Annotated in this window: 23 protein-coding genes and 1 riboswitch; of the genes, 21 read left to right on the forward strand and 2 right to left on the reverse strand. The window is 29.1% G+C overall.

Annotation, left to right across the window (positions count from 1 at the left end; all coding sequences use genetic code 11):
• Window positions 1-6 precede the first annotated feature (6 nt).
• From rpoZ to FYJ27_RS09155, 15 genes are all read left to right on the forward strand, one after another.
• Complete coding sequence (rpoZ, locus tag FYJ27_RS09085) at window positions 7-216, forward strand: DNA-directed RNA polymerase subunit omega (RefSeq protein WP_154484534.1); 210 nt, start codon at window positions 7-9, stop codon at window positions 214-216.
• An 8-nt stretch (window positions 217-224) separates the two neighbouring features.
• Window positions 225-1,421 (forward strand): bifunctional phosphopantothenoylcysteine decarboxylase/phosphopantothenate--cysteine ligase CoaBC, encoded by a 1,197-nt coding sequence (coaBC, locus tag FYJ27_RS09090; RefSeq protein ID WP_154484535.1) that lies wholly within the window; start codon window positions 225-227, stop codon window positions 1,419-1,421.
• A gap of 52 nt (window positions 1,422-1,473) precedes the next feature.
• A complete protein-coding gene (gene priA / locus FYJ27_RS09095; RefSeq protein ID WP_154484536.1) occupies window positions 1,474-3,948 on the forward strand; it encodes a primosomal protein N' in 2,475 nt (824 codons plus the stop codon).
• 11 nt (window positions 3,949-3,959) lie between these two features.
• Entirely contained in the window at window positions 3,960-4,412 is a 453-nt protein-coding gene (gene def / locus FYJ27_RS09100; RefSeq protein ID WP_154484537.1) for a peptide deformylase, read from the forward strand.
• A 10-nt stretch (window positions 4,413-4,422) separates the two neighbouring features.
• Complete coding sequence (gene fmt / locus FYJ27_RS09105) at window positions 4,423-5,352, forward strand: methionyl-tRNA formyltransferase (RefSeq protein ID WP_154484538.1); 930 nt, start codon at window positions 4,423-4,425, stop codon at window positions 5,350-5,352.
• Window positions 5,353-5,412: 60 nt separating this feature from the next.
• A complete protein-coding gene (locus FYJ27_RS09110; RefSeq protein WP_154484539.1) occupies window positions 5,413-6,075 on the forward strand; it encodes a zinc metallopeptidase in 663 nt (220 codons plus the stop codon).
• A 64-nt stretch (window positions 6,076-6,139) separates the two neighbouring features.
• Window positions 6,140-7,486: a 16S rRNA (cytosine(967)-C(5))-methyltransferase RsmB gene (gene rsmB, locus FYJ27_RS09115; RefSeq protein ID WP_154484540.1), complete on the forward strand. Its 1,347-nt coding sequence runs from the start codon at window positions 6,140-6,142 to the stop codon at window positions 7,484-7,486.
• Window positions 7,487-7,539: 53 nt separating this feature from the next.
• Window positions 7,540-8,574, forward strand: coding sequence for a dual-specificity RNA methyltransferase RlmN (gene rlmN, locus FYJ27_RS09120; RefSeq protein ID WP_154484541.1), 1,035 nt, complete (start codon window positions 7,540-7,542; stop codon window positions 8,572-8,574).
• 29 nt (window positions 8,575-8,603) lie between these two features.
• Window positions 8,604-9,338, forward strand: coding sequence for a Stp1/IreP family PP2C-type Ser/Thr phosphatase (locus tag FYJ27_RS09125; RefSeq protein WP_154484542.1), 735 nt, complete (start codon window positions 8,604-8,606; stop codon window positions 9,336-9,338).
• Between the two features lie 14 nt (window positions 9,339-9,352).
• Window positions 9,353-11,245 carry a Stk1 family PASTA domain-containing Ser/Thr kinase gene (gene pknB / locus FYJ27_RS09130; RefSeq protein WP_326831065.1) on the forward strand — a complete coding sequence of 631 codons (1,893 nt, stop codon included), beginning with the start codon at window positions 9,353-9,355 and terminating at the stop codon, window positions 11,243-11,245.
• A gap of 42 nt (window positions 11,246-11,287) precedes the next feature.
• The gene (gene rsgA / locus FYJ27_RS09135; protein WP_154484543.1) at window positions 11,288-12,169 is read left to right on the forward strand and encodes a ribosome small subunit-dependent GTPase A; all 882 of its coding nucleotides are present in this window, start codon (window positions 11,288-11,290) and stop codon (window positions 12,167-12,169) included.
• Between the two features lies 1 nt (window position 12,170).
• A complete protein-coding gene (gene rpe, locus FYJ27_RS09140; protein ID WP_154484544.1) occupies window positions 12,171-12,818 on the forward strand; it encodes a ribulose-phosphate 3-epimerase in 648 nt (215 codons plus the stop codon).
• Between the two features lie 45 nt (window positions 12,819-12,863).
• Window positions 12,864-12,968: riboswitch (TPP riboswitch) on the forward strand.
• A 68-nt stretch (window positions 12,969-13,036) separates the two neighbouring features.
• Window positions 13,037-13,579 carry an energy-coupled thiamine transporter ThiT gene (thiT, locus tag FYJ27_RS09145; RefSeq protein ID WP_154484545.1) on the forward strand — a complete coding sequence of 181 codons (543 nt, stop codon included), beginning with the start codon at window positions 13,037-13,039 and terminating at the stop codon, window positions 13,577-13,579.
• 21 nt (window positions 13,580-13,600) lie between these two features.
• Entirely contained in the window at window positions 13,601-14,236 is a 636-nt protein-coding gene (locus tag FYJ27_RS09150) for a thiamine diphosphokinase (protein WP_154484546.1), read from the forward strand.
• 145 nt (window positions 14,237-14,381) lie between these two features.
• Entirely contained in the window at window positions 14,382-14,558 is a 177-nt protein-coding gene (locus FYJ27_RS09155) for a hypothetical protein (RefSeq protein ID WP_154484547.1), read from the forward strand.
• Between the two features lie 38 nt (window positions 14,559-14,596).
• Here the strand turns inward: FYJ27_RS09155 and rpmB are convergent, their stop codons facing one another.
• A complete protein-coding gene (gene rpmB / locus FYJ27_RS09160; protein ID WP_154484548.1) occupies window positions 14,597-14,788 on the reverse strand; it encodes a 50S ribosomal protein L28 in 192 nt (63 codons plus the stop codon).
• Between the two features lie 214 nt (window positions 14,789-15,002).
• Between rpmB and FYJ27_RS09165 the strand changes: the two genes are divergently transcribed.
• Genes FYJ27_RS09165 through FYJ27_RS09190 form a run of 6 tightly spaced genes read left to right on the forward strand, consistent with a single transcriptional unit; the run spans window position 15,003 to window position 20,740 of the window.
• Window positions 15,003-15,359: an Asp23/Gls24 family envelope stress response protein gene (locus tag FYJ27_RS09165; protein WP_154484549.1), complete on the forward strand. Its 357-nt coding sequence runs from the start codon at window positions 15,003-15,005 to the stop codon at window positions 15,357-15,359.
• Window positions 15,360-15,377: 18 nt separating this feature from the next.
• Window positions 15,378-17,042, forward strand: coding sequence for a DAK2 domain-containing protein (locus tag FYJ27_RS09170; RefSeq protein WP_154484550.1), 1,665 nt, complete (start codon window positions 15,378-15,380; stop codon window positions 17,040-17,042).
• A gap of 55 nt (window positions 17,043-17,097) precedes the next feature.
• Window positions 17,098-19,161: an ATP-dependent DNA helicase RecG gene (recG, locus tag FYJ27_RS09175; RefSeq protein WP_154484551.1), complete on the forward strand. Its 2,064-nt coding sequence runs from the start codon at window positions 17,098-17,100 to the stop codon at window positions 19,159-19,161.
• Window positions 19,162-19,208: 47 nt separating this feature from the next.
• Window positions 19,209-19,781, forward strand: a complete 573-nt coding sequence (rsmD, locus tag FYJ27_RS09180) for a 16S rRNA (guanine(966)-N(2))-methyltransferase RsmD (RefSeq protein ID WP_320055293.1) — start codon at window positions 19,209-19,211, stop codon at window positions 19,779-19,781.
• Between the two features lie 12 nt (window positions 19,782-19,793).
• A complete protein-coding gene (gene coaD / locus FYJ27_RS09185) occupies window positions 19,794-20,285 on the forward strand; it encodes a pantetheine-phosphate adenylyltransferase (RefSeq protein WP_154484553.1) in 492 nt (163 codons plus the stop codon).
• Window positions 20,282-20,740, forward strand: coding sequence for an ATPase (locus FYJ27_RS09190; RefSeq protein WP_154484554.1), 459 nt, complete (start codon window positions 20,282-20,284; stop codon window positions 20,738-20,740). Before coaD ends, FYJ27_RS09190 begins: the two co-directional genes overlap by 4 nt.
• A gap of 9 nt (window positions 20,741-20,749) precedes the next feature.
• On the opposite strand, the gene ylbJ is transcribed toward FYJ27_RS09190, so the two are convergent.
• Window positions 20,750-21,979, reverse strand: coding sequence for a sporulation integral membrane protein YlbJ (gene ylbJ / locus FYJ27_RS09195; protein ID WP_154484555.1), 1,230 nt, complete (start codon window positions 21,977-21,979; stop codon window positions 20,750-20,752).
• Window positions 21,980-22,054: the final 75 nt, after the last annotated feature.

The following is a 22,054-nucleotide window of genomic DNA, read 5'->3' on the forward strand; positions in this document are numbered from 1 at the left end:
TCTTTCATGTTATATCCTTCTATTAATGAAATAACAAAAAAAGCAGATAGTAGGTATACTTTAGTTATGTTAGCAGCTAAAAGGGCAAGACAATTAGTTGATGGCAATGAACCTTATATAGATACAGAGTCAACTAAGCCAGTTAGCATTGCTATAGAAGAAATTGCAGAAGATAAAATAAGTTATAAACGTCCAGATATTAAAGGTCTTAAGTAGGTGAGAAAATGTTAAAAGGAAAAAATATTCTAGTAGGAGTAACTGGAGGAATAGCAGCTTATAAAACTGCTGATTTAGTAAGTAAATTAAAGAAACTTAATGCAAATGTTGAAGTTATAATGACAGAAGCTGCAACTGAGTTTGTAGCTCCTTTAACTTTTCAAACTTTAAGTCAAAACTTGGTTTATGTTGATATTTTTGAAAAACTTAAATCTTGGGAAGTTGAACATATTTCATTGGCAGAGAAAGCAGACTTAGTTCTAATTGCTCCTGCTACAGCTAATACAATAGGAAAAATAGCTAATGGAATAGCGGATGATATGCTTTCTACAGTCATTATGGCTACAGAAGCTAAAGTAATGTTTGCTCCTGCTATGAATACTCATATGTATTGCAATCCAATTGTGGAAGAAAATATAGAAAAGTTAACAAAACTTGGTTATGAATTTATAGAACCTGGAAATGGTCTTCTAGCTTGTGGAACATATGGAGCAGGCAGAATGGCAGAACCTATAGATATAATAGAGCATGTAAAAGATTTTTTTAAAGATGGAGATTTAAAAAATCAAAAAATAGTTATAACAGCGGGACCAACTATAGAACCATTAGATCCTGTACGATATATGACAAATTTTTCTAGTGGAAAAATGGGCTATGCTTTAGCAGAGGAAGCAAAAAAAAGAGGTGGTGAAGTAGTTCTAATTACTGGACCTACTAATATAGAACCACCTACAGGTATAAAATTAGTAAAAATAAACACTACAAGAGAGATGTTATCTGCTGTAGAAGCAGAATTTGATGATTGTCAAGTTCTAATAAAAGCAGCTGCGCCACTAGATTATAGACCTAACGAAGTAAGTAATTCAAAGATTAAGAAAAACAATGATGTTTTAGAGATGAAATTTATAAAGAATCCAGATATTGCAAAGCATTTTGGTGAAATGAAAAAATCTCAAATAATGGTTGGATTTGCAGCAGAAACAGAAAACATTATAGAATATGCAAAAGGAAAAATGGAAAGAAAGAATTTTGATTTCATAGTAGCAAATGATGTTTTAAAAGAAGGAGCTGGATTTAAAGCTGATACGAATATTGTAACCATTATAGATAGAGGTGGAGAAGTAGAAAATTATCCTTTAATGGAAAAAAACAAGTTGGCAAATATAATTTTAGATAAAGTAGTAGAGTTGTTGATTAAAAGCTAGATAGGGCTTCATCTAGCTTTTAATTTTTAATATATAAAGAGGATTGGTAATTATGAGTACAATGGTTGCTAAAGTAATAGTTGACAATAGATCTTCGAAAACGGACAAACCATATACTTATGCAATTAAAAAGGATATGGAAGAAGATTTGAAGCAAGGTATGAGAGTTTTAGTTCCATTTGGAAGAGGGAATAGGTATATAAAAGGTCTTGTAATAAAGATAGAAAAATACAATGGAAATATTTCTAAATTAAAGTATATTAAAGATTTATTAGATGATAAACCTATTATTTCTGAAAAAATGCTAGAATTAAGTTTGTGGATGAAGGAAAATTATTTATCCTCTTATCTAGATTCATTATATGCTGTTATGCCTCCGGGAGATTTTAAAAAAATTAATACCTATATCTATGTAAATGATAAGCAAAGTTTTAATATGGAACAGATATCTCCAAAGGAAAAAAATATAATTAGTATATTAAATGATAAGAAGAAGGTATCTTTTAGTGAATTAAAAAAAGAAATTAAAGATAACAATATAAGAAAATATATAAAAAAGTTAGAAGAAAAAGGAATTATACTGACTAGTTTAGAAATTGAAACAAAAATTCATAAAAAATATGAAAAGTATATTACTTTAAAAAATGATAATATGAAATTAGAAGAAATACTTTCTAAAATTGACAATAGAGCATTTAAGCAACAAGAAGTAATAAAGTTTTTATACGAAGCAGGAGAAATTTCTCTAAAAAAACTATTAAAGGAAACAAATACATCTAATTCAGTTGTAAAGTCTTTAGAAAAAAAAGGAGAAATAAAGATTATTGAAAAAGAAGTTCTGAGAAGTCCAATTCCTGATGGAATATCCCAATATAAAAAGCATAAGCTAACAGATAAGCAAGAATATTGTTTAAATGAAATATTAGATACAATAAGAAATGAAGAAGGAAATAAATTTTTGATACATGGAGTAACAGGAAGTGGGAAAACAGAAATATATCTTCAATTAATTGAAAATCTTATAAAGAGTGGGAAACAAGCCATAGTATTAGTTCCGGAAATTTCGCTTACACCTCAAACAGTAGAAAGATTTGTAGGAAGATTTGGACAAAAGGTAGCTGTACTACATAGTAGGCTTTCTTCTGGAGAAAGATTTGATGAATGGAGAAGAATAAAAGAAGGAAAAGTAAATATAGTTGTTGGTGCAAGATCTGCTGTTTTTGCCCCTTTTGATAATTTAGGTCTTATAATAATAGATGAGGAACATGAAAATAGCTATAAATCTAGTATGAATCCTAAATATAATGCAATTGAAGTAGCAGAAAAAAGATGCGAACTTGAAGGAGCTTCATTAGTACTTGGAACTGCAACTCCTTCGATTGAAACCTATTATAGGGCAAGAAGTGGTGAAATTAAACTTTTAACTTTATCAGATAGAATTAATAATAAGAAGTTGCCTGCTATGAATATAGTAGATATGAGAGAAGAATTAAACTCAGGAAATAAATCCATATTAAGTGTAAAACTATACAATGCCATAGAAGAAAATTTAAAGAATAATAAACAGACAATCTTATTTTTAAATAGAAGGGGATATTCAACTTTTATATCTTGTAGAAAATGCGGTTATGTAGCAAAATGTGAAAACTGTGATATATCTTTAACATATCATTTTTCTGAGAATAGATTAAAATGCCATTATTGTGGCATGATATCCAGTCCTCCTAGAATTTGTCCTGAATGTGGTAGTAAGTATATTAAATATTTTGGTTCAGGCACTCAAAAGATAGAAGAAATAATAAAAAAACTTTTTCCTTACTCAAGGACAGCAAGGATGGACGTAGATACTACTTCTAGAAAAGGAAGTCATGCTAGAATCTTAAAAAACATGAAAAATGGTGATATAGATATATTAATAGGAACTCAAATGATAACTAAAGGATTAGATTTTCCACTTGTAACTTTAGTAGGGATAATTGCAGCAGATACTAGTTTAAATTTGCCAGACTTCAGATCTTCTGAGAGAACATTTCAGCTTTTAACACAAGTAGGAGGTAGAGCAGGAAGAGGAAATTTTGAAGGGCAAGTTATAGTTCAAACTTATAACCCAGAACATTTTAGTATACAGATGGCAAAAAAACATGATTATATTCAATTTTACAATAAAGAAATATTATTAAGAAAGGAATTTGGTTACCCACCTTTTATAGATATTATAACCATAATTATATATGGAAGAGATGAAAATAAGGTATCTAAATCATCTAAAGATGTATATAGTAAAATATTAGAAAAATTAAAGGAAATAAATAAAGGAGAGTTGGCAAGAAATATATTTGGACCAAATCCTGCACCATTAGAAAAACTTAATAATAATTACAGATGGCAAATTATTATTAAATCAGATAAAAAAAATTTAAGACTGTTAAAAAACATAGTGAACAGGGTATGTATATATAATAGCCAAAATAAAGAATATAAGAATATAAAGTTTAGTATAGATATAAATCCAAATTCAATATTATAGGGGGAATAAATATGGCAATTAGACGATTAAGATATGTTAATGATCCTATTTTAAGGAAAAAATCTAGAGAAGTTACTAAAATAGATGATAGAATAAAAACTCTTCTAAATGATATGGTAGAAACTATGTATGAAAATGAAGGTGTTGGTTTAGCAGCTCCACAAGTTGGTATTTTAAGAAAAGTTGTAGTTATTGATGTGGGAGAAGGAATTTTAAAACTGATAAATCCAGAAATAATTGAAAAAGAAGGAGAAAGTTTAGATATAGAAGGATGTTTAAGTGTTCCAAATAGAACTGGAAAGGTTTTAAGGCCTGAAAGGGTAAAGGTTAAGTATTTAGATATAGATGGAAAGGAAAAAAATATTGAAGGAACAGGACTCCTAGCAAGAGCACTTTGTCACGAAATAGATCATTTAAATGGGGTACTATTTATAGATAAAGTTGTAGAAGAGGTAGAAGATTAGGAGGGGTTTTATGAAGATTATTTATATGGGAACGCCAGAATTTGCTGTATGTCCATTAGAGAGTTTACATGAAGAGGGATTTGACATTTCTTTAGTAGTTTCTCAAAAGGATAAACCAAAAGGAAGAGGAAAAAAGCTTTTGCCTACTCCTGTAAAATCAAAAGCCGAGGAATTAAACTTGGAAGTTTTTCAACCAGATAATATAAATAGTGAAGATAGTATAAAAAAGCTAAAGGCAATTAATCCAGACTTTATAGTTGTAGCTGCTTATGGTCAAATTTTAAAAAAAGATGTTTTGTCAATTCCTAAATATGGTTGTGTAAATATACATGCTTCATTACTTCCTAAATACAGAGGAGCAGCACCTATAAATTGGGCTATTATAAATGGGGAAAAAGAAACAGGAGTAACTATTATGGAAATGGTTGAAAAATTAGATGCTGGAGATATGTATTTAAAAGAATATATAAACATTGAAGAAGATGATGATGCTATAACTATACATGATAAGTTATCTAACATAGGTGGAAAACTAATAGTTGAAGCACTAAAGGGTATATATAGTGGAAATATTACTCCTGAAAGTCAAGATGATTCAAAGTCCAGCTATGCTTCAATGCTAAATAAAAAAATGGGAAGAATTGATTGGAATGAATCTGGAGAAAGAATAAAAAATCTTATAAGAGGTTTAAAGCCTTGGCCTAGTGCTTATACTTTTTATAGAGGGAATAATATAAAAGTCCACAAAGTTGAACTAAGTTCTAAATTTAAAGATGGAAAAAATGGTGAAATAGTTAAGGTATCAGATGAAGGAATATTTGTAAATTGTATAGACTCTTGTGTTATAATCAAAGAATTACAGTTTCCAGGGAAAAGAAGTATGGCTGTAAAAGATTTTATCAGAGGGAATAAAATAGATATAGGAACAGTTTTAAAATAATTGTATTAATAGAAAAACTATATTATCATATAAGATAATATAATTTAAAGGAGGGTGAGTATGGATTATTATTTTTTACTCATGATAGCTTTAATAATATCTTTCTATGCTCAGATTAAAGTAAGCACAACTTTTAATAAGTATTTAAGGGTTCCAAGTTATTCAGGTTATACAGGCAGAGAAGTAGCAAGAATGATATTAGATAGAAATGGCTTACATGACGTTAGAATAGAGCCAATTGGGGGACAGCTTACAGATCATTATGATCCTAGAACCAATGTGATTAGATTGTCCAGTAATGTTTATAATGGCAATTCTATAGCTTCTTTAAGTGTAGCCGCTCATGAGGTTGGTCATGCGATTCAACATGCAGAAGGCTATTTTCCTCTCATTTTAAGAAATAATATTGCGCCTATTGCAAGCATTAGTGCCAGATTTGTTTGGATATTAATCTTTTTAGGATTTTTAATAAGTCCAGTATTATTAGAAGCGGGAATAATATTGTATTTAGCAATAGTATTATTCCAAGTTGTGACTTTACCAGTAGAATTTAATGCTAGTAGAAGAGCTTTGGATCAATTGGATTCTGGAATAGTTACAAGAAATGAGATAGGGCCAGCTAAAAAAGTATTAAGTGCAGCTGCATTAACTTATGTGGCGGCAACATTAGTAGCAATTGGACAATTATTAAGACTTATTTCTTTATCTGATAGAAGAAATTAAAGAGGTGAGATTCACCTCTTATTTTTTTGTGATTTTTGTATATAATATCTTTGGAGGTGAATATATGGAAAAGAATATGAGAGAAGTTGCCCTTAAAATATTGATTGAGATAAATAAAAAAGGTGCTTATTCAAATATAGCTTTGAATAAACATATGGCTTCAAATATAAATAAATTAGATGAAAATTTTACAAGAGAAATAGTCTATGGAGTATTAGAGAATAGATTATATTTAGATTGGATAATATCAAAGGTTTCTAAAATAAAAATCAAAAAAATAGATCCTATTATTTTAGAAATTTTAAGAATAGGTGTATATCAAATCGTCTTTATGGAAAAGGTTCCAAATAGTGCAGCTGTAAATGAATCTGTAAAATTAGCAAAAAAATATTCTCACAAAGGTTCAGTTTCCTATGTAAATGGTGTACTTAGAAATATTATTAGAAAAAGAGCAAATATATTGGATATAGATATAAAAAATACTATGGATTATATATCAATTAAATATTCTCATCCTCAGTGGATGGTTAAAAGATGGATAGATGAATTTGGAGAAGATTTCACATTAGAATTGTGCAAGGTAAATAATGAGAAACCAAAATTAAATATTAGAACAAATAGATTAAAAATCGATAGAGAAACTTTAAAAAAATTATTGAAAGCTAAGGGATATAATATTTCAGAAACTAAATATGCTTCAGATGGATTGATAATAGAGAACCCTTATAAAATTACTAATACAGATGAGTTTAAAAAGGGTTTGTTTACTATACAAGATGAAAGTAGTATGTTGGTTTCTCAAATAATGACTCCTGGGAAAAATAATATTGTAGTAGACATATGTAGTGCGCCTGGCGGTAAAACTACACATATAGCCCAATACATGGAAAACCAGGGGAAGATAATAGCAAGGGATATTTATGATCATAAGTTAAAATTGATTAAAGAAAACTCTAATCGATTAGGAATAGATATAATAAATACAGAATTATTTGATGCTTTAAAGTTAGATGAAAAACTACTTTCAAAATCAGATTATGTACTAGTGGATGCACCTTGTAGTGGTTTAGGATTAATAAGGAGAAGACCAGAGATAAAGTGGAATAGGAAGGAAGATGATATAGAGAAAATAAAAGAAATGCAATATATCATATTAAGAAATGCCAGTAAATATTTAAAACCAGGTGGTATTTTAATATATAGTACTTGCACTATTGAACGGGAAGAAAATATTAATATGATTAGAAACTTTATTACAGAAAATAATGAATTTCAATTAGTTGGTTTTGATCATCTTTTAGAGTCAAAGAAAAATATTGAAACTGCTGAAAAAGGATATATTGAATTATTTCCTCACATTCATGGAACTGATGGATTTTTTATAGCAAAGCTTTTAAAAAAAGATAAATAAAAATTTACCGGTTATGATATAATATTTAATTAAGAAAAGTTAGGAGGATATTTTTGCAAAAAACAGATCTTAAAAATTTATCTTTAAGAGAAACTAAAGACTTATTTCTTGAACTAGGAGAGAAAGAATATAGGGGAGAACAAGTTTTTAATTTTATTCATAAAAATATGGAGACTTCAATATCTAAAATAACAGCTCTGTCTAAAACTCTCAGGGACAAGCTAAAAAAAAACTATACTATAGGAGATATTTCCATCTTAGAGAGATATGATTCAAAAATAGATGATACAAAAAAGTACTTATTTTTATTAGAAGATGGTAATATAATTGAAAGTGTAGCTATGAAATACAAATATGGAATTTCAGCTTGTATTTCAACCCAAGTAGGTTGTAGAATGGGATGTGTATTTTGTGCCTCTACTAAAGAAGGGCTTGTAAGAAATTTAACTCCAGGAGAAATATTAAGTGAGGTTTATAATATTCAAAAGGACCTTAATACAAAACTTAGCAATATTGTTTTAATGGGAAGTGGAGAGCCACTAGATAACTATGAGAATGTAATTAAGTTTTTAAATATATTACATGATAGTAAAGGGCAAAATTTTGGATATAGAAATGTTACTTTATCCACTTGTGGAGTAGTTCCTAAAATATATAAATTAGCTGATGAAGATATTCCAATTACTTTATCTATATCTCTTCATTCTCCATTTGATGAAGAAAGAAAAAAGATAATGCCTATAGGGAACAAATATAAAATAGAAGAAATTTTAGCTGCATGTTATTATTATATAGAAAAAACCAATAGAAGAGTAACTTTTGAGTATACTGTAATCAATGGTGTAAATGATAGAAAAGAAGATTTGGAAGAATTAAGTAGAATATTAAAAGGACTTTTATGCCATGTGAATTTAATTCCTTTAAACCCTATTGAAGAATACAATAAAATAAAAGCTAATGGAAATGCTATAAAAGAATTTAAAGATGGATTGAATCAAAATGGAATAGCTACAACTGTTAGAAGGGAAATGGGTTCAGATATTAATGCAGCTTGTGGTCAATTAAGGAGAAAATATGTAAAAGGCTAATAAGCGAGATTGCTTGGCGAGGTGATAATATGTTTATTGGAGTGAGTACAGATAAGGGAAAAGTAAGGAAAAACAATCAAGATTCTTATTTTGTTTCAGAGGATACTGAATTACCTTTATTTATTGTAGCTGATGGAATGGGTGGACATAAAGCAGGAGAAGTAGCAAGCAATATGGCTGTAGAAATTGTTAAAGATTTTTTCATAGAAAAAAAAGAAGAATTTAAAAAAAATAAAGTAGATATTTCAAAATTTATCAGGTCTGTAGTTGAAAAAGCCAATACAATAATTTATAAAAAATCTATTGAAAATGATGAGTTTCATGGAATGGGAACAACTATAACTATGGCTTATATTTCTGAAGACAAATTATATATAGGCCATGTTGGTGATAGTAGAGCCTATTTATTAAGGAATAACAAATTTATTCAAATAACTGAAGACCATTCTCTTGTAGCAGAAATGGTTAAGAAAGGGAGTATAAGTGAAGAAGAAGCTGAGTGTCATCCCCAGAGGAATATAATAACTAGGGCCATTGGTACAGATGAGGAAGTAATAACAGATATTATAGTTGAAGATATTTATAAAGACGATATTTTGTTATTATGCACAGATGGATTAACTAATATGATGAATGATGATGAGATAAAAGAAATTCTAATAAATAAAATAGACTTACAAAAAAATTGTAATAGTTTAGTAAAGAAAGCCAATAGATTAGGCGGAATTGACAATGTGACTGTTATAGCTATTAAATTGGTGTGAATTGAGGTGATAATGTGGTTGATATAACTGGAAAAGTTTTAGGAGGAAGATATGAAATAATTGAAAAGATTGGCGAAGGAGGAATGGCATTAGTCTATAAAGCAAGATGTAGATTGCTAAATAGATATGTAGCTGTGAAAATACTAAGAGATGAGTTAACCAATGATGAAGAATTTATAAAAAAATTTAAACATGAGTCTCAGGCTGCAGCTAGTTTATCTCATCCTAATATTGTTAGCGTATATGATGTTGGTGTAGAAAATGATATTCACTACATTGTTATGGAATATATAAAAGGTAAGACATTAAAAGATATTATAGATGAAAAAGGTAAGTTAAGTCCAGAAGAAACTATCGACTATACTATACAAATTGCTGAGGCATTAGGGCATGCTCATAAAAATCATATAATTCATAGAGACATAAAACCTCACAATATTATGGTGACAGATGATAAAAGAATTAAGGTTACAGATTTTGGTATAGCTAGAGCGGCTACATCTGCAACTATGACCAATACTTCTAGTGTTATTGGTTCAGTACATTATTTTTCACCAGAACAAGCAAGGGGAAAATTTACAGATGAAAAGTCAGATATATATTCCCTTGGTATAGTGATGTATGAAATGATAACTGGTAAAATACCTTTTGAAGGAGAAAGTCCTATTTCTGTTGCGTTGAAGCATGTAGAAGAAGAGATAACTCCTCCTAGTCATATTGATAGTAGTGTACCTAAAAACATTGAGCATATTATTATGAAATCTGCTAGGAAAGACCAAATGGGAAGGTATAAAAATACAGAAGAATTGTTAAAAGATCTTAGAAAAGTAAAGTACTCAGGTGGAGATGTAGAGCTTACTGACAATACTAGTAATTTTGATTCACAGACTATAATATTACCGGCAGTAGAAAGTAATAAGAAAGAAAAGAAAAAAGGATTAAATGAAAATGAGAAGAAAAAGAAGCCAGAAAAGAAAAAAGATAAAAAAGGGAGTAAGAAAGCAGTATTTTTAGGGATTTTACTTGCTTTTTTATTGGTAAATGGTATAGCTTTTGGATTTTTAAAGTTTAAAGAAAGTTTTATGCCTGGGGAAGTAGAAGTACCAGATTTAGTTGGCGTTCAAGAAGAAATAGCTAAAGAAAAGATAGAAGAAATGGGCCTTAAATTTATTGTTAAAGATAGATCCTATAGTTCGGATTTTAAAGAAGGAGAAATAATGTGGCAGAATGAAGAAGCAGGAAAAGTGGTAAAAAAAGGTTTCCCCATTGAAGTTACCGTTAGTAAAGGTAAGAAAAAAGTTAAGGTACCAAAATTAACTGGGAAAGATTTAGGCGAAGTAGAATTTGTATTAGATGATTTAGGTCTTAAAGAAGGAAATATAGACTATCGATATAGTGATAGTATTCCTAAAAATATAATTATAAGCCAAAGTCCTCAACCTGATACAGAAGTAGAAGAAGGTAGTGCAATAGATCTAGTTATTAGCAAAGGACCAGAAATTAGAACTTCAACTATACCTAACCTTGTAGGTTTGCAGGAAAATGAAGCTAAGCGAGCTATCGTAGCTAAAGGTTTAGTAATTGGTAATATTAGATATCAATCTAATGATAGTGTAGAAAAAGGAATAGTATTGTGGCAAAGTTATCAGCAAGGCACTGAAGTTCAACAAAATACCAGCATAGATTTAGTTGTAAGTAGTGGACCAGAAAAACCTAAGAAAGAAGATAGAAAAGAACCGGAAAATACTAATAAACCAGGAGATACTACTAAGCCAGGAGATACTACTAAACCAGGGGATACTCCTAAACCAGGGGATACTTCTAAACCAGGGGATACTCCTAAACCAGGACAAGGCAAAGATCCGGAAGATGATGAGGATCTTTCTCCAGCAGAAGACCAACAATAATTATTAAAAAAACTTATGATAATTAAACCTAGGAGGTAATAGATGGTAGAAGGAATTATTGTTAAAGGCATAGGTGGATTTTACTATGTAAAAACAGATACTGGAATATATGAATGTAGAGCAAGGGGAGTTTTTAGAGAGAATAAAATAACTCCCCTTATAGGGGACAGAGTGAAGATACGAGAAAATAATTTGGATATGACAGGTTATGTGGAGGAGATTATGGAAAGGGAAACAGAGCTTATAAGGCCCCCTGTAGCCAATGTAACCCAAGCTGTAATAGTAATGAGTGTTAAAAGTCCATCTTTGAATCTGTGGCTTCTGGATAGGTTTTTAGTGTTGGCAGAAGAACAGAAATTAAATGTAGTTATAGTTATAAATAAGATAGACTTAGATAATAATTCAATTGGAAAAAATATTTATGAAAATTACTCTAATATGGGATATAAAGTTATACTATCTAGTTGTACTTTAAACAAAGAAATAGACACTTTAAAAGAAGTTCTTAAAGATGAAGTAACTGTATTTGCAGGGCCTTCAGGAGTAGGAAAATCTTCTATTTTAAATAGAATACAGCCAAATCTAAAGCTTAAAACAGGTGAAATAAGTGAGAAGACTAAAAGAGGAAAGCATACTACAAGACATGTAGAACTCATAGAATTAGATGCTGGAGGATATGTATTGGATACTCCTGGCTTTAGCTCTTTAAAATTAGATTTTATTGAGACAGAGGGTGAATTACAGCAATATTTTAAAGATATAAGAAAATATAGTGGGCATTGTAAGTTCAATAGTTGTTTACATGTTAAAGAACCTGATTGTGAAGTAAAAAAACAATTGGAATTAGGAAATATAAGTAAAGAAAGATATAATAACTATTTAAATTTTTTAGATGAAATAAAAAGAAATACTAGGAGGTACTGATATGGCAAAGATTTCACCATCAATTTTATCTTCGGATTTTAGTAAATTAGGAGAAGAGATAAAAAAAATTGAAGAAGGTGGAGCAGATTATGTTCATTTAGATGTAATGGATGGTATATTTGTTCCAAATATAACTTTTGGACCACCAGTTATAAAAAAAATAAGAAATATTACTGATATTCCTTTTGATGTACATTTAATGATAGATAGACCTGAAAGATATATTGAAGATTTTGCTAACTCAGGAGCAGATATTATTACAGTACATGAAGAATCTACTATACATCTTCACAGGACTATTCAAAGTATTAAAAGTTTTGGAAAGAAAGCAGGAGTTTCTTTAAATCCTTCAACTCCTATAAAAAATATTGAATATTTATTAGATGATATTGATATGGTACTTATTATGACTGTTAATCCTGGATTTGGTGGACAATCCTTTATTCCAGCTATGGAAAGAAAGATTAAATATCTTAGAAAATTAATTGATGATAAAAAATTAGATGTGAAAATAGAAGTGGATGGAGGAATTAAACTAGACAATGCAAGGCAAGTTGTAGACTGGGGCACAGATATATTAGTAGTAGGATCAGATATTTTTAAATCAGATGATATAACAGGGAGAGTTAAGATGTTTAAAGAAGTTTAATATTTACATTGAGAGTATTTATGATACAATGAGATTAAAATTAAATATATTTACAAGGGGAGCTTAAATGGCTGAGAGGAAATTTTTAGTGTTTCGACCCTTAAACCTGAACTAGGTAATGCTAGCGGAGGGAAGTAGTATTTTATTGTGGATAAATAAACCCATTACTTTTCAGGTAATGGGTTTTAATTTTAATACTTTAAAGGAAGGTGGACAAGATGAAAAGAAAATGGAGTACTAGAATGTTAGCTGAAGGAGGAGTTATGATTGCGTTATCTATTTTATTAAGCTATATTAAAATATATCAAGCTCCTCAAGGGGGATCTGTTACAGCAGGAAGTATGATTCCTATAATGTTTTTTGCTATGAGATGGGGAGTTGGACCAGGAGTGTTTGTTGGTGCTATATATGGAATATTACATTTTATTTTAAAACCTTATTTTTACCACCCCCTACAATTCTTATTAGATTATCCTATAGCTTACGGCTTTTTAGGTTTAGCTGGAATAGCAACTATGAAGAATGGAAAAACAAATGCAAAAGATTATTTTATAATATTTTTAGGTGTATTGTTATCAATAGGAGGAAGATTTATATCTCATCTTCTTTCAGGAGTAATATTTTTTGCTGAATATGCAGGGGATCAAAATCCTTGGTTATATTCTACGGCATATAATGCAGGATATTTAGTTCCAGAACTTATTATTTCATCTATAATATTATTACTTTTGTGGAAACCTTTAAGTAGAATTGAAAAATAATAAAAAGAATGGAAGGATTTTATGAAAGGATTAGTTGTTTCTAATGGAGAAATTAATGATTTAAATCAGTTGAAAGATATATCAAAAAGCGTAGATTTCATAATATCCGCTGATGGAGGAACAAATTATATTTTAAAGGCTAACATAAAACCAGATTTAGTAGTTGGGGATTTAGATTCTATCGAGAAAGATGTTTTAAATAAAATAAAAGAGGAAAATATTCAAGTTTTAAAGTTCCCTTCTCATAAAGATTATACGGATACAGAATTAGCCTTAAAATATTTAGTAGATAGGAAATTTGAAGAAATCATTCTTATGGGAGTTATAGGAACGAGAATTGATCATACTTTAGCTAATATATATTTATTATATAATTTGTTCCAAAAAGGGATAAAAGGAATGATAATAAATGAAAAGAATACTATATATATAACAGATAATGAGTTAGAGATTGAAAAAGAAGAAGGTACTTTTGTATCTGTAATCCCTATTAATTCAAGTGGAGCAAAGGTTACTTTAAAAGGCTTTCTATATGAAACAGATAGGGATGATTTTCATTTTTCTTCTACATTTGGAATAAGCAATGAAATAGTAGAAAGAAAAGGATATATAAAGGTTGAAGAAGGAATATGTCTTATAGTTAAATCTAAAGATTAAAATAATATAGAATATGTTAAGAAATTAATAAAAATAGTTTTCTCAAGGTAATTTTAATTACTTTAAGAGAGCTATTTTTTTCTTTTGTAACCCATGAAATATATTTTGAATAATATATATTAAAGACTATATTGAGGTGATAAAAGTGAAAAAGTTTTTTAGGAAAATTCATTATAGATGGACAGTAGAAAAAATATTTGGTTTTTTATTAGTTTTAATAGGAACATTAATAATTTTAAAAGTTGTTCCTTCAAGTATATGGTTTTTTATATTTGGACTCATTTTTATATGTGCTGGATTGTATTTTATTAAAAATGGATAAAAAAAGGCTTCCGATGTATTCACGGGAAGCCATTTTTTTTATAATGCTCTTGTAACCTTTCCAGATTTTAAACATTTTGTACAAGCATAGATTCTTCTTGGAGAGCCATCAACAACAGCTTTAACTCTTCTTATATTTGGCGCCCAAGTTCTATTATGTTTTTTATTTGAAAAAGACACTTTATGACCATGACTTTTTCCTCTTCCACATACTTGGCAATATTTAGCCATGCAAACACCTCCTTGACTAACTATTAAAAATACTATTTAATATAGATATATTATCTAAAAATAACACTTTATATTTTAACACAATAAATGGTGTGATTGCAAGATTGAAAGAAGGTTATAATATAAAAAGATGAATTGGTAATAGTTGAACTATTTATTACAATAAGGTAAAATATAGTCATAAATAAATCTAGTTTTAGGGAGGAGATTTAAAATGCCTGGCAAATTTGATAATGATTTTGGAATGGTTAGTATAGATGATGGTGTAATAGCTACTATTGCAGGTCTTTCAGCTATGGAGTGCTACGGAATAGTTGGAATGGCTAATAAGAATGCAACAGAAGGTCTTTTTGAATTAGTTAAATGGGAAAATTTATCTAAAGGTGTTAAAGTCCATACAAAAGAAAATAATATAACTATAGATTTACATGTTATTTTACAATACGGAGTTAAAATTTCAGTTGTTGCAGGTAATATTATAGAAAAAGTTAAATATAATGTAGAAAACTTAACAGGACTTAAAATAGAAAAAATAAATGTACATGTGCAAGGAATTAGAGTTCAAAAGTAGTAAGGGGAGGTACTAACGTTGAGAATTGAATATGTAAATGGTATGCTGCTTAGAAAGGCATTTATTGGCGCAGCAAATTACTTAGAAGAAAATAAAGAGGATGTAAATGCACTCAATGTATTTCCGGTACCAGATGGGGATACAGGTACAAATATGTCTTTAACTGTTCAATCTGCTATTAAGCAAATCTTAGAATTAGAAGAAGATAGTACTATTAGCCAAGTAGCTAAATCTGCTAGTAGTGGTTCTCTTATGGGAGCTAGAGGAAACTCTGGCGTTATATTGTCTCAGCTTTTTAGAGGATTTGCAAGTGGATTAGAAGGGAAAGAAGAAGTCAATACAATGGATTTAGCTGAATCTTTCAAATTGGCAGCAGATATGGCATATAAAGCGGTTATGAAGCCTACTGAAGGTACTATTCTTACAGTTGCTAGAGAATGTGCAGAATATGCATCAGATTTAGCAAAAAAGGAAAAAGATATAATTATTTTTATGAGCGAAGTAATAGAACATGGGAATAAATCACTGGATAATACTCCTAATTTACTTCCTGTTTTAAAACAAGCGGGAGTAGTCGATGCAGGAGGAAAAGGGCTTATTGTAATATTAACTGGAGCTTTTAGAGCTTTAACTAGTAAAGGAGAAATTGAATACTTAGGTAAGTCTGCGGGGAAGAAGAAGGATGGAAAACAAGTTCATAGGGATGAATTAGAAACAAGTGATATTAAATTTGGATATTGTACTGAATTTATAATAAACAATACAAAAGCAGATGTTGAAAAGTTTAGAGAGGAATTAGCTTTATATGGAGACTCCTTAATGGTTGTAGGAGGAGAAGATTTAATTAAGGTTCATGTTCATACAAATAATCCAGGATTGGTTTTAGAAAAAGCATTATCTATTGGAGAATTAAATGATATAAAAATAGATAATATGAGGATACAACATAGAAATTTATTAATAGAGGAAGAAGAATATGAAAATAATCATAATAATGTAATAGAAATAGATACTAAAAAAGAATCTAAAAAATATAGTTTTATAACTGTATCAATGGGAGATGGAATTTCTAAAGTATTTAAGGATTTAAATGTAGACTATGTAATTCCTGGTGGGCAAACTATGAATCCAAGTACAGAAGATATACTAAATGCCGTGGAAAAGGTGAGCGGTGAAAATATAATTATATTTCCTAATAATGGAAATATAATCCTTGCTGCTAAGCAAGCAAAAGAAATGAGTGAAAAGAACCTCTATGTATTTCCTACTAAAACTGTAGCAGAAGGAATTGTTGCCCTTCTTAATTTTAATCAGGAAGCAAGTATAGATGAGAACTTTGAAGCTATGGAATCGGCTGTAGAAAATGTAAAAACAGGGCAAGTTACTTATGCTGTTAGGGATACAGAAATAGATAATATAAAGATAAAAAAAGATGATATTATTGGTATTTGCAAAGGAGATATTAAAGCTATAGGAAAAGATATTCAAAAGGTTTCTCTAGAGCTTATTAAAAAAGTTGTTGATGAAAATACTGAACTTATAACTATTTTTTATGGTGAAAATATAGATGAAGATGAAGCCAATACGTTGGCTGAATTATTGGAAGCAGAATTTGATGACTATGATATTGAAGTAGTTTATGGCGGACAGCCGCTATATTATTATATTTTTTCAATTGAGTAATTACTTAATCCCCTACCTTGAAGGTAGGGGAAATATCTTTATTTGAGGTGAAAAAATGGATGGATTATCTATGTCAGTTCAATATGTAAAAGGGGTTGGACCAAAAAGAGCAGTTAAATTGAGAAAAATGGGCATTAATACCGTAGAAGATTTAATCTATTTTTTCCCAAGAGGTTATGAAGATAGAAGGAAATTTAATAATATATCTAATGCTGTAAATGGAGAAAAGATGAGTTTTAGGGTAAGTATATCTGGTCGCCCCAATGTATTAAGGCCTAGAAGAAATCTTTCTATTTTAAAAATTCCAGTAAAAGATAATACTGGAATGGCATATCTAACATGGTTTAACCAAGATTATTTGGCTGATAATTTTAGAATAGGGGAAAAACTAACAATAAATGGGAAAGTTAAAAGGATTGCTAATGAAATTCAAATACAAAATCCGACCTATGAAAAAGAAGGCTCTTCAAATAAAAAAGTAGGACGAATAGTTCCCATATATTCTTTAACTGATAAATTAACTAATAATGAAATGACCCTAATAGTCAATAATGCATTAAAATCTTATATAAGTAATGTAAAAGAGATTTTTCCTAAAAGTATTATAGACAAATTTAATTTAATATCTGTTAAAGAAGCTATTTTAAATATTCACTTTCCTCAAAGCAGGGAAAAATTTTTAAAATCAAGACAGAGATTAGTGTTTGAAGAGCTTTTAACTTTACAATTAGGTCTTTTTATAATAAAGAATAAGACTAAATCTAACAATAAAGGAATTAGTTTTGAAAGGGTAGATGAATTAAAAGAATTTATTTATAAATTGCCATTTACACTTACCAATGCTCAGAAGAGAGTTTTAAAAGAGATCGAAAGAGATATGGAGTCATATGAGCAAATGAATAGACTAGTACAAGGTGATGTAGGTTCAGGGAAAACTGTTATTGCAGTTTTAGCAATGTTTAAAGCATGGAAATCTGGATATCAATCAACTATGATGGCACCAACTGAGATATTAGCTACACAGCATTTTGAGACTATTAAAAGCATGCTAAAGGATTATGATATCAGATGTGAACTATTAGTAGGAAGTTTATCTCAAAGCAAAAAAAACGAAATTTTAGCTGATTTGAAAAACGGTAATATAGATATACTTGTAGGAACCCATGCTATTATTCAGGATAATGTAAAATTCAATAGATTAGGCCTTGCTATAACCGATGAGCAACATAGATTTGGAGTTAGTCAAAGAGCAGTTCTAAGTCAAAAAGGATTGAATCCAGATGTATTGGTAATGACTGCTACACCTATTCCTAGAACTTTGGCTCTTATATTATATGGAGATTTAGATATATCTATTATAGATGAATTGCCTCCTGGAAGAAAGATTATAGAAACTTATTCAATAGGGATTGGTATGGAAAAAAGATTGATTGAATTTATTAAAAAACAGATTAAAGAAGGCAGACAGGCATATATTGTATCACCTTTGATTGAAGAATCTGATACATTAAACGTAAAAGCTTGTGAAGAATTATATGAAAGGTTCAAAGGTGAAGTTTTTAAAGATTTCGAGGTTGGTCTACTTCATGGAAAGATGAAAGCAGAAGAAAAGGAAGAAATTATAAATGAGTTTAAAGATGGAAAAGTTGATATATTAGTTTCCACTACAGTAATAGAGGTTGGAGTAAATGTTCCAAATGCAAGTATAATGGTTATCTATAATGCTGAACGATTTGGATTAGCTCAGCTCCATCAGTTAAGAGGAAGGGTAGGAAGAGGAGAATATCAATCTTATTGTATTTTGATTAATGAGGGGAAAAGTAAAATATCACAAGAGAGAATGCGAATAATGCAAAAAACTAATGATGGTTTTAAAATATCTGAAAAAGATTTAGAATTGAGAGGACCAGGTGAATTTTTTGGGACTAAACAACATGGCCTTCCAGATTTGAAAATTGCTAATCTATTTACAGATATAAATATATTGAAAATAGCCCAAAAGGAAGCTGCTGAGATTTTAAATTCTGATCCTTATCTTGAGGATGCTAAATATAAATTGTTAAAGGAAAAGATTAAAGATATGTTTAAAGGAAAAACTGATGATATAATTTTTAATTAGTATATTATGTTTTATTGTAGATAAAAGTTGTGTTAAAATAGAATTACATCAAAAGAGGAGTTGGTTTGTTGAGAGTAATTTCAGGAAGTAGGAAAGGACATAGATTGAAGTCACCAAAAGGGTTAGATACCAGACCTACTCAAGACAGAATAAAAGAATCTTTATTTAACATATTAGGCGATATAAAAGAAGATAGTTTAGTATTAGATTTGTTTTCAGGTTCTGGTTCAGTGGGGATAGAGTTTTTGAGTAGAGGCTCAAAAGAATGCTACTTTATTGACAATTCTTTAAATAGTATTAAGACCATTGGATATAATTTGGATGCTACAAATTTTAATGAAAAATCTAAAGTGTATAAAAATGATGTATTTAAAGCTATACAGATTTTAGGAAAGAAGAACATGAATTTTCACTATATTTTTATGGATCCTCCTTATAGGAAGAACTTAATTTTAAGTGTATTAGAGTCCATATGTGAAAATAATTTATTGAAAAATGAAGGAATTATCATTATAGAACATGAAAGTGAATTAATATTAGATACACATATTTTTGCCTTAAATAAAGTAGATGAGAGAATATATGGGGATAAAACTATAACTTTTATGAATAAACACTAAGGAGGGTGACTAATGGAGGTAATATATCCAGGAAGCTTTGATCCCATTACAAATGGACATTTAGATATTATTGATAGATGTGCTAAAAAGTTTGATAAAGTAATAGTTTCAATTTTAAACAATACATCTAAAAAAACTTTATTTACAGTTGAGGAAAGAAAGGAACTATTGGAAAAATGTTTAGAGAAATATGACAATGTTGAAGTTGATACTTTTTCTGGTCTTTTAATTGATTATGCTAAGGAAAAAAATGTTACTACTATGGTAAGAGGATTAAGAGCAGTATCAGACTTTGAATATGAAATGCAAATGGCTTTAGTAAATAGAAAGTTATATGATGAAATTGAAACGTTATTCATGGTTTCAAGTGGTGATTATGCTTATTTAAGCTCTAGTATAGTTAGAGAGATATCTCTGTTTGATGGAGATGTATCATGTTTAGTCCCAGAGGTTGTAGAGAAAGCTTTAAAAGAAAAAATAAAAGGAGGTAGGAAGAATCAATGAGTGTATTAGAGTTAATAGATGAAATAGAAAATATTCTAGAAGAAAGTTCTTCTGTACCTTTTTCAGAAAAAGTAATAGTAAGTAAGGAAGAATTGTTAGAAATTTTAAATGAGATAAAAATAAAATTGCCTGATGAAATTAAACAAGCTAACTGGGTTAGAGAAGAACAAAAGCGAATTCTTGCAGAAGCACAAAAAGAAGCAGATACTATTGTTTCTGAGGCTAAAACTCACTTAAAAGAATTAGTTGAGGAAGATGAAATTACAAAACAAGCAAAGGAAAGAGCAGAGGAAATTATGACAAAGGTTCAGACCAATGCAAAAGAAATTAGATTAGGTTCAATGGAGTATGCAGACAATATATTAGGCAAAGTTCAAGGTAACTTAAAAGAACTTCAAGATAATTTAAATCAATTAGTGGAAACTTTAGATAGAGATAGACAAGAATTGAGATAGTTGAGGAAATTATTTAACTTTTATTACTGTATTTATCAGGCCAATAATTATTGCATATAAAAGAATGGAGATTATTATAAAAAACTCTAATTGTATAGAAGATATTAAAGTGTTAATCCAATTTGGAAAAGAAAATGTTTCTAGTGAAATAATATTAGGATTAAAGGAAGTTATTACAATATCTTTATATTTAAAGTTATATATAAAAAATGTATATAAACTCGCAAAACTACCATGTAAAAATTTTGAAAAAACATATAGTTTACTATTTAAATCGGTTTCATTTAGAAAACTTAAGGCTTGGCTGTGTATTGAAAAACCACTCCATCCAATTAGAAAATTTATCATCATAATTTTACATAATAAAGAGACTTCCTTTAATTCTACAATTTTTTTACACCCTATAGTAATTTCAAATGAGCCAGTTATTAGAGCTTTTAAAGTTTTTTGATCGGTATTTATAGGTAATATAGAAATTATTTTTTTGATTATTAAATTCAAAAAAAATGCTGAATTTAATATTTCAACCAGTACAGAATAAAAAACTATAAATCCTCCTATTACTAACATAGAGTTTATACCTTCTTTTACACCTTGAGAAAGAAGAATACCTAAGGATTTATTGTTTTTTGTTCTTGATTTAAATAGCTGTTTAAAGGCAGTTTTAAAAATATTCTGCTCATGTAAATATGGGGTTATTTTTTTTCCTTTTTTATAGAATCTGAAAATTATACCAACAGTTAGAGCACCTAAGTAATGAGGTAGTATTATTAAAGGGCTTAATGAAGGATCGTTTAACATGCCTGTGGCTATAGCACCAATCATGAATATTGGCCCAGAGGTACTACAAAAAGAAAGTAGCCTTTGAGCTTCTATTCTTGTTATATGATTGTTTTTTCTTAAGTTGGAAATTATCTTTACCCCTACAGGATAGCCTGAAGTTACACTCATTGCTAAAGGAAAAGCACCTTTTCCAGAGACATTAAATATAGGTGACATTGCTGGTTCTAATAATATACCAATAAAATCAACAAATCCAAGGCCTATCAATAATTCAGATGTTATAAAAAAAGGAAGTAAAGATGGTATAACAATATTAAACCAAGTTAATAATCCGCTGTGAGCAGCTTCTATACAGTTTTGAGGAAGAGATATTATATTCAACAAAAACCATATAATAATTATTATATATATTATGGTAGATACATAACCTTTTTTAAATATTTTATTTTTTTCCATGGGACAATACCTCCATTTTGTATATTTATATTTTCAAATTCTTGTTAATATGATAGATTATCTATATAAATAGTT

Source organism: Anaerosalibacter bizertensis (assembly GCF_009696605.1).
GTDB classification, from domain to species: Bacteria; Bacillota; Clostridia; order Tissierellales; family Sporanaerobacteraceae; genus Anaerosalibacter; species Anaerosalibacter bizertensis.

Bases quoted from the DNA above. Each gene is read 5' to 3' on its own strand.
- FYJ27_RS09150 (WP_154484546.1), top strand. From the start codon at position 13,601: ATGAAAGGATTAGTTGTTTCTAATGGAGAAATTAATGATTTAAATCAG.
- FYJ27_RS09190 (WP_154484554.1), top strand. From the start codon at position 20,282: ATGAGTGTATTAGAGTTAATAGATGAAATAGAAAATATTCTAGAAGAA.
- priA (WP_154484536.1), top strand. From the start codon at position 1,474: ATGAGTACAATGGTTGCTAAAGTAATAGTTGACAATAGATCTTCGAAA.
- ylbJ (WP_154484555.1), bottom strand. From the start codon at position 21,979: ATGGAAAAAAATAAAATATTTAAAAAAGGTTATGTATCTACCATAATA.
- FYJ27_RS09110 (WP_154484539.1), top strand. From the start codon at position 5,413: ATGGATTATTATTTTTTACTCATGATAGCTTTAATAATATCTTTCTAT.
- fmt (WP_154484538.1), top strand. From the start codon at position 4,423: ATGAAGATTATTTATATGGGAACGCCAGAATTTGCTGTATGTCCATTA.
- FYJ27_RS09125 (WP_154484542.1), top strand. From the start codon at position 8,604: ATGTTTATTGGAGTGAGTACAGATAAGGGAAAAGTAAGGAAAAACAAT.
- def (WP_154484537.1), top strand. From the start codon at position 3,960: ATGGCAATTAGACGATTAAGATATGTTAATGATCCTATTTTAAGGAAA.
- rpoZ (WP_154484534.1), top strand. From the start codon at position 7: ATGTTATATCCTTCTATTAATGAAATAACAAAAAAAGCAGATAGTAGG.
- rsmB (WP_154484540.1), top strand. From the start codon at position 6,140: ATGGAAAAGAATATGAGAGAAGTTGCCCTTAAAATATTGATTGAGATA.
- rpmB (WP_154484548.1), bottom strand. From the start codon at position 14,788: ATGGCTAAATATTGCCAAGTATGTGGAAGAGGAAAAAGTCATGGTCAT.
- recG (WP_154484551.1), top strand. From the start codon at position 17,098: ATGGATGGATTATCTATGTCAGTTCAATATGTAAAAGGGGTTGGACCA.
- FYJ27_RS09165 (WP_154484549.1), top strand. From the start codon at position 15,003: ATGCCTGGCAAATTTGATAATGATTTTGGAATGGTTAGTATAGATGAT.
- rsgA (WP_154484543.1), top strand. From the start codon at position 11,288: ATGGTAGAAGGAATTATTGTTAAAGGCATAGGTGGATTTTACTATGTA.
- coaD (WP_154484553.1), top strand. From the start codon at position 19,794: ATGGAGGTAATATATCCAGGAAGCTTTGATCCCATTACAAATGGACAT.
- thiT (WP_154484545.1), top strand. From the start codon at position 13,037: ATGAAAAGAAAATGGAGTACTAGAATGTTAGCTGAAGGAGGAGTTATG.
- coaBC (WP_154484535.1), top strand. From the start codon at position 225: ATGTTAAAAGGAAAAAATATTCTAGTAGGAGTAACTGGAGGAATAGCA.
- rpe (WP_154484544.1), top strand. From the start codon at position 12,171: ATGGCAAAGATTTCACCATCAATTTTATCTTCGGATTTTAGTAAATTA.